This window comes from Silvibacterium bohemicum (genome assembly GCF_001006305.1).
In the GTDB taxonomy this organism is placed as follows: domain Bacteria; phylum Acidobacteriota; class Terriglobia; order Terriglobales; family Acidobacteriaceae; genus Silvibacterium; species Silvibacterium bohemicum.
This window is the reverse complement of record NZ_LBHJ01000002.1, coordinates 13,898-28,386: the sequence shown is the minus strand read 5'-3', so window position 1 is coordinate 28,386 and position 14,489 is coordinate 13,898. Positions and strand designations below refer to the sequence as shown.

Here is a 14,489-nt window from a genome sequence, read left to right as displayed (position 1 = left end):
CCGCGTAACCAGCGAATCTTGCTCCTTCGAATAGAAAGTATCGGATATACCTTCGGATGTCCTCTCAATTCTAGTGCGTCGCGGCCCCCGTGCAAATGCTTAACGGCGTAACTTCATCGGGATAGAACTATACCTCGTGGAATTTATAAGCCCTTGGGGCCTCTCGCCGGGCTATTCGACCACTAATGTAAGCGGCAACGAGTTGCTCACCCCAGGCGCTGCTCCGGTTACCGTAATCGTGTAAGTCGCCGGAGGGGTTGTATTCACAGGAGCACTCGTGGAGGCTGCATCGGAGCCGCTCCCCGCACTCGCTCCCAGACCGCAGCTGATAGGCAGGAAAAGCAGCGGAACGAGAAGCAATACCATCACGAACCTCCGGCGGCGCAGCGCAACCAGCCCGAAAGGGACGAGAAGAGCCAGCAACCGTCCGTAGCCGCGAAAGAATGTCCGAAGACCGGCTGCCGCTGCCGTCGACCCCGGCTGACCCGTTGCAATCGTCACCGTGGCGGATGCAGTTGCCGTCCCACTCAATGCCAGGCTGACCGGATTCACGGCGCAAATCGAAGAGGGAGGCGCTCCCGCACAGGTGAGAGTCACCGTCCCCGTAGAACCGTTTACCGGCAGAATTTGGATCTGAAAAGCGGCAGTCTGCCCACTGGTGATCGTCTCTGACGATGGTCCGGTGGCCTGAAGAGTGAAGGCGACGCCGTTCCCCGAGAGCGCCACCTGCAACGGGTTGGCCAGGCCGCCGGCAGCGACCGTTAGCGTGCCGCTGCGCGCGCCCACCTGGAGGGGAGAAAACGTCACATTGATCTGGCAATTCCCGCCGGGAGCGAGACTGGCCCCACACGCGGGCGACCCCGGCTGGGCCGCAAAATCTCCGCTTACCGAGAAGCTCAAGCCGGTCAGTGCCGTCGCCCCATTATTGGATAAGGTCACGGCCTGGACCGGCAGCGGAGGCGTGCCCCCCACCCCGAAATCCCCAAAGTTGATCGAAGCCGGAGTCAGCGAGACCCCTGCCGGAGCCAGGCCCGTTCCGCTCAGACTCACCGTCTGTGTGCGAATTGCATCGCTCACCGTGAGCGCCCCCTGCTCCGCCCCAGTTTTCGCAGGCACGAATTGCAGAGCGAGCGCACAGCTGGAGTGTCCGGAGAGCGACGTGCCGCAGTTGTTCACCACCAGGAAGTCTCCGGTCACTTGCGCCGCGATCAGCTGCAGCGCCCGGTCTCCGCTGTTGGTCAGCGTGACCAGCTGCGCCGGACTGGCCGTTCCGATCGCCTGCGCGCTGAACGAGAGGCTCGCGGCCGAGAGCGAATCGGTCGCCAGAGCAACTCCAACCCCGGTGATCTGCGCCGTTTGCGTCCCTGCACTGTCGACGACAGTCAATGTGCCGGATCGAATCCCCGAAGCTGAGGGAGTAAATGAGATGGCCAGCGTGCATCCGCTGTCGGTATTGAGTCCCCCGCCGCAGGTGTTGGCGCTGATCGCAAAATCTCCAGTCACGGCTTCGCTGCTCAAGCTGGCCGCAGCCGCGCTGGTATTGGAAATGGTGACATCGAGCGCTGCCGCAGTCTGCCCCACCAGCGTCTGCGGAAAGGCAAGCTGCAGGGGCGTCAGCACCACGGCAGCACCAGGCGTGCCTGTTCCCGCCAGCGACACCGTGAGCTGCCCGCCGGAGACATTCCCGAAGACGGTGAGAACGCCGCTCCTCGCTCCGGTCTGCGTGGGAGAAAAAGTCACATTGACGGCGCACGTATTCCCCGGCGCAACCGGAGCCGAGCAAGTATCCGTCTCCTCGAAATCGCCGCTCACATTCAAGCTGCTGACTGTCAAAGCCGCCGTGCCTGTATTTGCAATCAACACCTGCTGCGGCGCACTCTGCGTTCCTTCCTGCTGCGCCGGAAAAGTCAGTGCGGCCGGAGCAGCGGTCGCAGTCGTGAACACGACGCCCGCAGTTACCAGCGGTATCTGCCATATCCCGCGTCCATAAGTCGCGACCCGCAGCAGCGAAGTTCCTCCCGCGTTGAAGGTCGCCAGCTGCACCGCAGGCGCGTTGGGCAGCGACGTGCCAAAGCCGGTCCAGCAATTGTCCGAGGGACAATCGGTCACGTCTGTCGTGACCCACACCCCGGCGTCGGTCGCGACATAAACGGTATTCGCGTCGTTGGGATCGACAACGATGCTGTTCGCCGGAGCATTCGGCAGATTGCTGATGATATTCGTCCAGTCCGAGCCCCCATCCGTCGACGCATAGACCTGCGCCGCGTTGATGCCGTTGCCGCTGAATCCCTGCACCGTGACATACACCGTCTGCCCCGTGGGATCGTGAGGATCGACAAAGATGCTGGAGATATCGAACGAGCCAGGATTGAAAAGATTCGCTGCAGAACTGGCATTCAGAACCGGCGACTGGGCAAGATCAGTCCATGTGGGCGACTGACCGGCCTTGTTCGGCACCGACGCCGAGAACAGATGGCCGGCAATCGCCGGTCCGCCGCCATCGTACAACCCAGCCATCCCCGCATAGATGAGCTCAGATGTCCCTCCACCTCCCGATGCCGCAACCGACCGGATTTCGGCATCGCCATTGCAGACCGGCCCCTGATCTCCGTCCAGCATGGGACTCAACACGCTGGCGCTGCTCCAGCCTGATCCGCTACCCGGTCCGCGCCATACCCGGCACGTGCCAAGCAAAATGTTCGCAGTATTCACCGGATCGAGAATCCACGGCGCGGGGATAACCTGCGCCTCGCCGTCGCCGTCGACCTGGGCATCCGCGATCACCGGCGCTCCAAAGCCAGCTTCGCCGCATCCCGATCCTGCAGTGCAGAGATGAATCGATACGCCAAACGCCGATGTCGCATACCAGTTCCGGGGATTCGCGGGATCGATCGCCGCATCGTTTCCTTCGCCGTCCAGAACCTGCTGCCACACCGGCGGGCTCCCCTGCGGAGCCGCCGTTCCCAGCGCGCCCAGTGACGCCATCATCTTCTGTGAATTCGTAGCATCCTGCGCAACGTTCTCCACCTCAGCCAGCGAGCCCAGGCCGGAGTTCAAATTCTCATAGTGGTTCGCGTCGTCAGCCGGACATGCGCCTGCACCCTCGTTGACTAGATCCGTCGTGCGCCACATGCCGCCGTCGTTACCGAAGTAAATAAGACCCAGCGATGCAAAACTCGCGTCCAGAGCGTGCTGCGCAGGCGCGACCATAGCGGATCCGCACCCGGAAATATTCTTCGTAGTGTTGAGCCACGCGCACCCAGCCGTCAGGCTGCACTTGTAGACATCGAGAGTTCCGGCAAACAGCACCGTGTCTCCCTGCGAAGGAACCGCGGCCAGATACAAGTCATAATCGGCCTGCGGAATCGTGGCATCACCAGAGCCGGCTTCGAGCGCAGCATCGCCAATCTGGTTGGCGAATTGAATATTCGCATTCGCACAGGCCCCTGAAGTGATTCTGCAAACATCCCGCCAAAGTCCCTGGTCGAAATCGGCATCGTCGACCGTCAGCGAAAACATATCGCCGGTGACCGGCTGCACCGCCAGCGCGCCGCGAAAGATTGGACAGCCTGTCGACCCCGTCGAGCCGGGATTGGCCGGACAATACAGCGCGCTGAGATTGTTGCCGCTCGGACTATTCCCGGGCAAACCTGCGCCCGGCTGATTGGCCAGCCGCGTCCAGGTAATCCCATCGGCCGATTGGTAGTATCCGTGGAAGCGCACCGCCGCATAGAACATCTGCCGCACCGGATTCCACACTACCGAGGTCGCCGCATTGCCGGGACCGCTGAACACCGTCTGCTCCGACTGCACCGGACTGCCGCTGCCGTCGCTGATTGTGCTCAGCCGCCAGCTCTGACCCGCATCCTGCGAATAATAAAGACCGCGGATGTTGCTCGTTGCAATCCCCGCATTGACCAGTGATTCCTGGGTCGGCCCCTCTGCAGCCGACGACACCGCCGCCACCACCAGGCTGGGATTCGTCATGCTCCACGCAAACCCGGCAAAGCTGTTTCCGAAGAAGGTAAAGAAAGCCGGAGCGCCACTCGCAGCAGTCGTAGTCTGCGTAAGAAGCGTCCACGTGATCCCGTGATCTGTGGACCGCAGAATGCCCGCCCCATAATACGAATCGGTCACATTGTTGGGGTCGCCCGTCCCGGCGAGGATGACCCCGGTGCCGCCGGGCTGCACGCTAAGCGCGCCGATGCTCAGCGAAACACCGGCCACGCCCGCAAAGACTCCTGTCGTATCCGTAAGCGGCGCAAAGGTAACGGCATTGGCCGGCCCCGCGGCGTTGGTCGACTTCCAGACCCCGCCGCCCGTACTCCCCACATAGACCGTGTTCCCCGTCGCATCCGCGGGATCGGCGGCAATGCTGGTCACCCTGCCGGTAACCAATCCATAAGCGGCAGTCGATACCTGCGCCGGACCAACCGGCTGCCACGCTGCACTCAGCGCCGTCACGGCCGCTGCGCTCGCATGAGGATGCGCAACACTACTCTCGGCCTTGGGCAACGACGAGGCGACAACCTGTCGGGCACGAGCAGCGGCCAAAGCCTGCGCAGAACCCGCTCTGCTTTGACCCGCAATCCCCCGCTCAGCAAGAAAGCGCTCCGTCCGCTGCTTCTGCCGCGCCGCATCTCCGATTGCGGACGAAGACTGCTGCGCAGACAAAGCGCACCCCGCTGGCAGCAACGCGACCCATACGCAGACGCACAACCGGAGTGATCTCACCGCGCACCTGTTTCCGCCGCCCACCCCCGCCAGCCATGAGGACATGGACATGCAATCGCAGGGTGGGGCTACGTCAGATTCAATTGGGAAATGTCGGAAGCATTATGAGAGCGTTCAACAAGAGTAGCTAGATTACTTAGGTGTGAAGAAACAAGCGCAACGCGACTGACCGCTTCTAAGCCAACCTGTTTTTAGCTGACCGGACTTGAGCTAACCGCTTCTTACCTAACCGCTTCTTAGCTGCCTACCTGCCGTATATACCGCTTCGAGTCGAACTTCTTGCCCGTCGAAGCGCCCGACATGTAGCGGATGGTCCCAAAGATCGGTCTATCGAACCAGGGCCTGTCATGCACGCCGCCCATGGCCCATGCGATGCCGTTGTACCCATTCGGATCGCGGCCATCGAGCTCGTACTTGTCGTTCAAAATCACCGCCCACTCCCACGCCTTCGCCGGATTCGGCGACCACTCCAGCATCTTCTTCGCCCAATACATGCGCAGATAGTTGTGCATCCATCCCATCTTCACCATCTGCATCTGCGCCGCATTCCAAAGCTCGTCGTAGGTCTCCGCGCGCTCCATCTGCTCGAGCGAATAGACGGGATCACGCTTGTCGCGCGCGTGCTCACGCAGCGTCTTCTGCGCCCACTCCGGCGCGCACTCGATGGAGTCGTAATTCGGCACATACTTCACGAAGTTGACCGACAGCTCACGCCAGCCGATCAATTCGTTGATGTACGAATCGCGCGCCGCCTGCGTCGCATGGCCTTCCTTCACGGCCTCATCGACGGCCAGCGCAACGGTCAGCGGGCTGATGTGTCCGAAGTGCAGGTAGGGAGACATCTGGCTCGTCCCATCAATCTCTGGATGATTCCGCTGCTTGTCATAGTCGGCCAGTTGATAACGAACGAAGTGCTGCAGTCGCTTGAGCGCCGCATGAGTACCGCCGATGAAGCTGTCCACAGGTTTTACGGAACGGTCAAAGTTCTTCCATCCCGCAGTGACATCTTCTCGAACGTTGAATTGTTCGAAGCCGCGCGGCTTTGTCCACGCATGCTTTGCCTTCGTATTCTCAAGCGCGACGAGATACTTCGGCAGCTCCGCATTCAGCCGCGGCCGCATGATGTGCAGCATGTACTGGTGCTTGGGAAAGACTGACGACGGCACCACCACATCGGCATCGACCGTCCAGAACGGCAGCTCCAGCCGCTTGGCCAGAACCTTACGCCAGCGCTCCGGCTCGCGGCAGGGATTCTCATCGCCGATAACCATCGCCGCGCCGGTTTCCTTGAGCAGCGCCTCAAGAGAATTATTGGGCGGCCGCCGCACGAGGAAGGTCACATTGCGCTCGGCTAAGTCTTCCTCGATATCCGCCAGTCCCTGGTTGAGAAAGACATAGTGCCGCAGATTGGCATGAGGAAAATTCGAGATCGCGGAAAAATATACGACGACTGGCAGATTGAGCTCATCACCGATCTTGATGGCAAGATCGACGGCAGGATTGTCGATGCCCCGCTCCGCCCGCTGCATCCAGTAGACGACGCACTTGCCAGCTTGAAGCGGAGCACCGCCGCGCCGCACCGTCACACGAGGATCATCGGCCAGCTTGGCCAGAAACTCCGGCCCAGCATCGTGCTTTGAGTCGACTTCGCTCCGGGTGTCAACGTCGTTCCTGGTGTCGACTTTATTTTTAGTCCCGGCTTCTCTCTTCCGCACAGCCACGAAAGCGTTCTCCCTCATTCATGGTAGACGCGGGAAGGCGCAAACAAACCCGCCGCAACCCTTTGCTTTCGCAATCCCAAAATTTCAGAGGCAAAAAAGAAAGACGGCCAAAGCCGCATTTGCTTAATGAATTCGACAGTTATTTTTCGGAGGGAGCGTGAGACTTCAGTCTCACGAATAAACCAATGAAATTCTACGGGCTTTAGCCCCGGATCTTTGGCGCTTTCAACTCAGTACGCTTTTATCATTGGTTTCAGCCACCCGCTTTTCATCCAGCCGGATCTAAGCCAACCGCTCTCCGGCCACCCGGACTTCAGCAAGTTACCATCTACCCCACGCCCGGCTCAGATAATCCGTAAGCGTCATGGTGATAAGCACAATGAAGGTGAAGAAGCCGGCAGCGACCGTCAGCTTGGTGAGTTTCGAGCTGTACTTCACATGCATGAAGAAGAGCACGACGATCACCGCCTTGAACACCGCAATGCCCAGCGCCACGATGGGATTGAAGATCCCCATCTCCAGATAGGACGCTCCGACGGTGAGCGCCGTGCAGAGCAGCAGCAGGCCGAAGATCACCGCATAGACTGTGGGGCTGACAATTGTGTGTACGTGATCGCTGGCCGGTTCGTTGGGTGCAGACATTGTTTCGCCTCTTGAAGTTTTATGCCGTCACTGGTGCCGGCTGATCAGATATAAAAGCGGGAACAGAAATATCCACACGATATCGACGAAGTGCCAGTACAGGCCGAAGTTTTCTATCGTCGTCATGTGGCCTTCGGTGTACGCACCTTGTCGGGCTCGAATCACCAGAACGATCAGGATCGAGATGCCGATGATCATGTGCAGAGCGTGCATGCCGGTCATCGCGAAGTACAGCGAGAAGTACACCTGGGATTTCTGCGCCATGTCCGGCGCAAGCTTGTCGTCGGGATACCCCTTCGATCCGTTCACAAAATCATTGGCGCTGAAGTTCAGCCCCGGTACGTGGTGCTTCTCCCACTTCTCGTGGTACTCGTCCGCCTTGATTCCCAGGAAGACCGTGCCCAGCAGGATGGTAAGCAGCAGCCACATGACCAGCGCGCCCTTGCGTTTCATCTCGGCGGAGTACACACCCATCGCCATAGTGAAGCTGGAGCAGATGAGCACCGCGGTATTCACCGTGCCCAGCAGGATCGACAGTTGATGGCTTCCCGCGACGAACGCCGGATAGTACCAGTTGCGGTAAATCAAGTAGGCGGCGAACATGCCGCCGAAGAACATGATTTCCGTCAGCAGGAAGAGCCACATGCCGAAGCTGGCCGTCTCGCGCTGCTGCTCGACAGTCGCGAAGTGATGGCGCAGATACGGCGGATGCTCATGCTCGCCGTGCGCGTGCTCGGGATGGGTTGCGATCGCCTGGCTATCCAACGGTCGTCACCTCGTTCTTGGTCTTGTTTGCCAGCCACTCGTAGTCGTACGCCTCGTAATCCACAATCGGAGTTTCGAGGAAGTTTTCCGTCAGGGGAGGCGATTGAATCTGCCACTCTAGGCCGGTCGCCTGCCAGGGATTCGCACCCGCGATCTTGCCGTACTTCAGAGACCAGGTGAGATACAGCATAGGCAGCAGATATCCCACGCCCAGCACAGAGGCGCCCGCGGTCGAAAGCACATTCAGCACCTGGAACTCAGGCGGATATGCAGCATAACGCCGCGGCATGCCCAGATAACCGACGATGAACTGCGGGAAGAAGGTCAGGATGAATCCGATAAACGTCACCAGCGCAGCCAGCTTTGACAGCCCCTCGGGATACATACGCCCCGTCATCTTCGGCCACCAGAAGTGAACGCCGGAGAGGAAGGCCATGAGCATGCCGCCCACCATCACGAAGTGGAAGTGGGCCACGATGAAGTAGGTCTCGGTCAGATGGATGTCCATGCCCAGCGATCCGAGAAAGACGCCGGTCAGGCCGCCGATGGTGAACAGGCCGATGAATCCGAAGGCGTAGAGCATCGGCGTCTCGAAGGTGATCGAGCCCTTATACAAAGTTGCCGACCAGTTGAAGATCTTGATGGCCGAAGGCACCGCCACCAGCATGGTCAGCAGCGAAAACACCAGCGCCGAATAATTGGAGACACCCATGACGAACATGTGGTGCTCCCATACGAAGAACCCAAAGACCGCAATCGCAACCGACGAGAAGGCCACCGCGGTATATCCGAAGACCCGCTTGCGCGAGAAGGTGCTGATCACTTCGGAGATCACGCCCATGCCGGGCAGAATCATGATGTACACGGCAGGGTGCGAGTAGAACCAGAAGAGATGTTGAAAGAGCAGCGGGTCGCCGCCCTTGGCCGGATCGAAGACTCCGATGCCAATCGTCCGCTCCAGCAGCACCAGCACCAGCGCAATGGCTAGAACCGGCGTGCCTAGCACCATCAGGATCGAAGCCGCATAGTGCGACCAGACAAACAGCGGCAAGCGGAACCACGTCATGCCCGGCGCGCGCATGCGATGAATCGTCACGATGAAGTTGAGGCCGGTGAAGATCGAGCTGAATCCCGCAACGAAGATCGCCAGTCCGGCGGTGATCACGTGCGTATTCAGATAGTGCGTGCTCAGCGGAGTGGTGAAGGTCCAGCCCGTGTCCACGCCGCCTGAGATCAACGCCGCCAGCGTCAGCGTTCCGCCGATGATATAGAGATACCAGCTCAGCAGATTGATCTTCGGAAAGGCCAGATCCTTCGCGCCCACCATGATCGGTATCAGGAAGTTCCCAATGGTCGCCGGCACCGAGGGCACCAGGAACAGGAAGATCATGATGATGCCGTGCATGGTGAAGAGCTTGTTATAGGTGTCCGCCGCCATCAGGTCGGTCTGCGGGGTCAGCAGCTCCAATCGGATGAGGCCGGCCATCGCACCGCCAATGAAGAAGAAGAAGGTGATCGAGATCAGATAGAGGATCGCGATCCGCTTGTGATCTCCCGTAAGCAGCCAGCTCTTCAGGCCATACTCGCTGTTCAGATAAGACCGCTTCGGCAAGGTCGCCGTCTGCTGGTCTGGAAGGCTTACGATTGTGCTCATTGGTTCACCACCCCCGGCTGTGCTGCCGTTCCCTGGCGCTGTGTCTGCACCGACTGCGGTACCTGGCTGGAGTGCATATCGGTGTAGGTCCGCTGCGCCGTGATTCCATTCTGCCCTAAATTCGAAGGTTGCACTTCGCTGGTGTTTAAAGTCTGCTGGATACGGTAATTCGAGTGCAGATGCTTGATGTACTCCACTAAGTCGATGAGCCCCTCTTCGCTGATCTGCCCTTGATAGGTAGGCATGATAGGCGCGAAGCCTGCAGTCACGTGCATGGTCGGATTCAGAATCGAATCGCGCAGGAAAGCGTCGTCCACGAAGGCATAGGATCCGTTGGCCAGCGGCACCCGCGACGAGTAAACCGCAGCCAGGTTCGGTCCGCGCGCCGCCGCATTTCCCGAGTGGCAAGAGTTGCAACCCAGGCTGGCGAAGAGCCGCTCGCCGTTCTGCGCGAGAGACATGCCGCTGGTCGAGCCCGCCGTCCAGGCCTCGTATTCTTCCGGCTTCAATACCGTCACTTCGCCAATCATCTGGGAGTGCAGCGTGCCGCAGTACTGGGTGCAGAACAGATGATAGGTCCCCGGCGTCGTGGCCTCGAACCAGACCGTCGTATAGCGGCCCGGAATCACCTCGCGCTTCACGCGAAAGGCGGGAATCGAGAAGCTGTGAAAGACGTCCTGCGAGATCATGGTCAGCTGCACCGGCCGTCCGCTGGGAACGTGCAGCGAGTTGATCTCATGCTGCCCGCCCGGATGTTCGGCCTTCCACATCCACTGCTTGCCGACAATATAGATGTTCATCGCGTTGGTCGGCGGATCGTAGATACGGAAGTAAAGCAGCGCGCCCCAGACAAAGGTCACCATGAACAGCGCCAGCGGGATGATGGTCCACGTGGCTTCGAGCAGCGTCGAGCCCTCGATCTGCGTGGCCTCGGGGTTGCGCTCCTTGCGATACAGAATGGAGAAGCCGGCCACCAGTGCGATGACAATCGCCATGCCCACCAGCGAGATGAGGATCAGGAAGAAATAGAGTGCATCGACCTGCGGGGCGATCCTCGACGCTTCGGGCGGAAAGAGCGCGAAGTGCGTCATCCAATTAACGAGAAATTGCCAAAGTACCGGGCTTATAAAATGCATCGTTCCCTTTATCCGATCGCGGGTTTCCGGGTCGCCATGCGCCCGTTCCGGATATCACGCCGAAAATTGACAAACATATAGCTGCCGAGAATCAACACGGTAAGAATGCAACCGAGCTGCACAATGCGCGCAATCACCAGATCGTGGCGGTTCAGCAGCGGGTTATAGCGGTAGCAATAAGTGATCACCGCATCCACCGGCGTGCCGATCCGTCCCTGCGAAGCCTCGACCAGACCCAGCTGCACATCGCGCGAAGAATACTCGGTTCCGAGATAGTACTGAGCCAGAATGCCGTGCGGCGTCACCAGCTCGATCGAGCTGGCATGCGCGAACTGGTTCATCTTCCCATCCGGACCCGGCACCTTGGTAAAGCCAAAGCCGCTCGCCGCTGCCAGCGCATCGATCTCCGGCTGCTGGCCGGTGAGGAAATGCCAGCCGCTCGCCGTCTGCGGACGCCCATAACGCTTCAGATAGGTAGCCTTTTCCTTCGCTGCAATCTCCGGCGTCTCGGTGGGATCGATGCTCACGAAGATAACGTTGAAGTCCTTGCCCGGATCGAACTTGACCATCTCCAGCGACCCGACCAGCTGGTCGATTTCTTCAGGGCACAGCATCTTGCACTGGTAGTAGACCAGCGCAAGAATCGCAGGCTTCTGCCCGAAGTAGTCGCCGAGCTTTACGGCCTTGCCGCTTTCATCACGGAAGGCAAGATTCAAAGGAAGCTGCGTGTTGAGCTTCTGCAGGATGGCAACCTTTTTGAGCAGCTGAGGAGCCTCATCCCGCACCGGCCCAGCTTCCTTCTGGCCGTAATCGGAAACCTGAGACCGAGCCGAAGGCGCACCCACACAGAGCAGCGACAGAGCCAGCAGGCTCGTACCCGCCGCCTTCGTCCAACCCCGCATTGTAGCCACTCTCATCATCGAAACCCGATCCCAACTCCCGTGCTCTGCTTTTCTGTGCTCTGAACCCTGAGCCCTGAACCCTAAACCCTAGTTGTTATTCGCCTTAGCCGAGGACTGTTCGCCCGGCAGCCTGGTCGCGCTTTCTTCTTCCTGCTCGAATGCTGTGCGCGCAAAGCCGTTGGTCAGCGGAACCTGCACCACCGGCTTCGAGTCTCCCGCCATCAGCGGCTCTGTGTTGGTCACTGCCGGAGCCACTGGAAGCCCGCGCTGCGCGATCAGTTCCATCGCCCGCTCGATCGGAATACGCACCTTGCCCTGTCCTCGGTCGATCCAGCTGTAGTGATCGAGCAGCAGATCTTCGCGCTCATGAAGGCCCGCGACATCCTGGTTGCCGTCGTCGACCTGCAGACGCGGAGTGGGAAAGCTTTGCGTCAGCTGGTGCAGCTCCTGCTGTTCCTGGGCAGGATTCGACTCCATGTTGCGCAGTTTCCCCGTAGGCTCCGCGGAAGACGCATTCCACTTGTTCACCGGGCCGTCGCTCTTGGACAGCGCGTTGTTGATCACCTTGCCCATGCCGAAGCAGAAGACGAAGAAAACGGCGACGCAGGCAAACAGTCCTACCAGGAAGACAAAAATTCCCTGCACGCTGACGTCGGTGACTTCATAGCCCTCGCGCACCGAGTGCGCCATGTCCGGCGACGGGTGACCGTGGGCGTCATTTTCAGGCACGTCGGACGGATTATGCGTGGGCATGTTCGGGCTCCAGAATCTCCGCCAGGTGCGGATCGTTCGTCGCGACCAGCGGCCGCTTGGTGAGCTGGGTAAAGTAGTAGGCCATCCAGAAGGCGATCAGCGCCGTCGGCACCGCCAGATATTCCAGCATGCCTACGCTGAAGTGCAGATTGCGCCGCGCATCGGCGAAGTTGGGCTCGATCAGCCACCACATATCCCAGCAGCGGGCGAAGATCATGATGCAGCAGACCACCACCAGCCGGCTCTTGATCCGCTTCAGGTCGCGCGACAGCAGCAGCGAGAACGGAATCAGCCAATGGAAGATGACGTCGAGCGTTGCGATCACGCCCCAGTTGCCGCGAATGCGATCCAGATACCAGGGAATCTCTTCCGGCGAGTTGCCCGACCAGATGATCAGGAAGGAAGCAAAGGCCAGATACATATTGAGCATGGTGAAGGCGAAGCAAAGCTTGCCCAGATCATGCTGCTCGGTGACACGGAAGATGGTCTTGATCGGCTCGGCATTCGAAAGGCCGATTAGCGTCAGAATCACCAGCGCCAGCACGCCGTATCCCTGGCCGACAAGGAACTGCAGCCCATACACCGTCGAGTACCAGGTGGGGTCGAGCGACATAACCCACAAAATCGCGCAGGCGGTCAGCAGGATGGCGTAGACCACCACGCCGAATCCGCTGATGTTCTCGAATTTCGTCTGCCAATAAGGAACGTTGGGCGCAGGATCGGCATCGCGCTTCAGCGACCAGCTATTCAAGAGGTAGCTGTAGAGAAACCACACCGCGAAGCAGAAGAGCGACGTCACCCAGAAGGTCGTCGGATTCAACATGCCGTGCTTGAAGATGATCGCGTGTGCCTGCTCATTGGTGATGAGATGCTGCTTGGCTGCACTTGCCGCATCGGGATACTGCGCCCACAGGTAGAGCTTTTTGAAATTCACGCCGAAGATCGCGACCGGCAGGAAGTAGAGGAAGGGGATCGGCAGAGTCCGGCTCATGGCTTCAAGCGGCCGCCGCACCAGCAGGCCCCACTTGCCGCCCGATAGATACTGCACCATCAGCAGCGCCATGCCGCCCACCGAGAAGCCGAAGGTAATCATCAGCCCCAGCAGCCAGGCGCGCAGGAAGTGGCTCCAGCCATCTCCGCTCAGGAAGCCGAGAACGACTGCAACCGCCGAGAAGATTGCGCCGATAACCAGCGCTCTGCTCCGCCAGCCGGCGACAAAGGCCGGTGCGGCCAGTTGGTCCGGCAGCGTTTTGGTGTGATGACTATGACTCATGAGCCTCTTCCCAAACCCTCAATGCTTTCTTCCTGCAGTCCTGCTTTGCGATTCCCAGCTTTTACGATTCCAGCTCTTGCGATTTCTAGTGCGAAGCCGGCTTGGTGCTCGTGCCGCCCGTTGTTGGAGCCGCGGTTGCTGGAGCCGTTGCTTCTGGATGGATCGGAGGCCGGTTCTTCGACGCCGGAGGATTCTGGTTCTCCTCAGGAACGCTCTCAACCGTGGCTCCCGTCGGCTTCGCCGAAACCGCCGTGCCCGGCAGTTCCCATGGCCCCGCATAGCTCGCCGGCAATCCCTCTTGCTCTGCGATGTCGGAAAGGTTCTCGACCTTTCCTCCCGCCGCAACGTCGCCCTGCTTTCCGTTCTGGCTCAACTGCAGCGCGCGAATGTAGGCCGCGACCGCCCAGCGATCCGCCGGAGGCAGCTGCGCTGAGTAATCCGGCATCGCCCCGTAGCCGTTGCTCATGACATAGAAGTAGTGGCTCAGTGGCTGGGCCAGGCGCTTGGCGTCATGGAAATTTCCCGCCGGCTTATAGCCGCGCTGCACGATCATGCCGTCACCGTTGCCGACCCGCGAGTGGCAGGGCGTGCAATAAACATTGAAACGCTCCTGGCCACGCTCGAGCACTTGGATCGTCGCCGGAAAGGGCAGGGCGTCCTGCTCCTTGCCATCTACCAATCCGGTATAGAAATACTGATCTTCGCGGAGTTGCCCGCGCGCCACCGTGTGCTCCACCTGCGGACGCGCAGACCGCCCATCGGCAAAGAAATCCGTGCCGCGCTGGGGAATGAACTTAGGCTGGTTGTGCATATCCTGCCGGCAGCCAGCGATCAAGCCAAACCCAGCCAGCGCAGCAATCCCAACAGATCTCAGCCATGCCCCCTGAGCTCTAAAACCTAAACCCTGCA

10 protein-coding genes are annotated in these 14,489 nt (G+C 59.9%); all 10 read right to left on the bottom strand.

The features are described 5' to 3' along the window. Nucleotides 1-171 precede the first annotated feature (171 nt). The gene (locus tag XX99_RS04005; protein WP_231581140.1) at nt 172-4,734 is read right to left on the bottom strand and encodes a choice-of-anchor D domain-containing protein; all 4,563 of its coding nucleotides are present in this window, start codon (nt 4,732-4,734) and stop codon (nt 172-174) included. Between the two features lie 236 nt (nt 4,735-4,970). Further along, nucleotides 4,971-6,455: a deoxyribodipyrimidine photo-lyase gene (locus XX99_RS04000; protein ID WP_231581139.1), complete on the bottom strand. Its 1,485-nt coding sequence runs from the start codon at nt 6,453-6,455 to the stop codon at nt 4,971-4,973. Nucleotides 6,456-6,776: 321 nt separating this feature from the next. Next, nucleotides 6,777-7,097, bottom strand: coding sequence for a cytochrome C oxidase subunit IV family protein (locus XX99_RS03995; protein ID WP_050058121.1), 321 nt, complete (start codon nt 7,095-7,097; stop codon nt 6,777-6,779). Between the two features lie 27 nt (nt 7,098-7,124). Continuing rightward, nucleotides 7,125-7,862 (bottom strand): cytochrome c oxidase subunit 3 family protein, encoded by a 738-nt coding sequence (locus XX99_RS03990; protein WP_050058120.1) that lies wholly within the window; start codon nt 7,860-7,862, stop codon nt 7,125-7,127. Further along, nucleotides 7,855-9,516 carry a cytochrome c oxidase subunit I gene (gene ctaD, locus XX99_RS03985; RefSeq protein WP_050058119.1) on the bottom strand — a complete coding sequence of 554 codons (1,662 nt, stop codon included), beginning with the start codon at nt 9,514-9,516 and terminating at the stop codon, nt 7,855-7,857. The genes XX99_RS03990 and ctaD overlap by 8 nt, the downstream gene beginning before the upstream one ends. After that, entirely contained in the window at nt 9,513-10,652 is a 1,140-nt protein-coding gene (gene coxB, locus XX99_RS03980; RefSeq protein ID WP_082125236.1) for a cytochrome c oxidase subunit II, read from the bottom strand. The genes ctaD and coxB overlap by 4 nt, the downstream gene beginning before the upstream one ends. 8 nt (nt 10,653-10,660) lie before the next feature. After that, on the bottom strand, nt 10,661-11,554 hold the full coding sequence (locus XX99_RS03975) for an SCO family protein (protein ID WP_184085177.1): 894 nt from the start codon (nt 11,552-11,554) through the stop codon (nt 10,661-10,663). 87 nt (nt 11,555-11,641) lie between these two features. Further along, nucleotides 11,642-12,307 (bottom strand): hypothetical protein, encoded by a 666-nt coding sequence (locus XX99_RS03970; protein WP_156185787.1) that lies wholly within the window; start codon nt 12,305-12,307, stop codon nt 11,642-11,644. Beyond that, nucleotides 12,294-13,580: a hypothetical protein gene (locus XX99_RS03965; protein ID WP_050058116.1), complete on the bottom strand. Its 1,287-nt coding sequence runs from the start codon at nt 13,578-13,580 to the stop codon at nt 12,294-12,296. Before XX99_RS03965 ends, XX99_RS03970 begins: the two co-directional genes overlap by 14 nt. Nucleotides 13,581-13,665: 85 nt before the next feature. Then, nucleotides 13,666-14,391, bottom strand: coding sequence for a c-type cytochrome (locus tag XX99_RS03960; protein WP_082125274.1), 726 nt, complete (start codon nt 14,389-14,391; stop codon nt 13,666-13,668). Nucleotides 14,392-14,489: the final 98 nt, after the last annotated feature.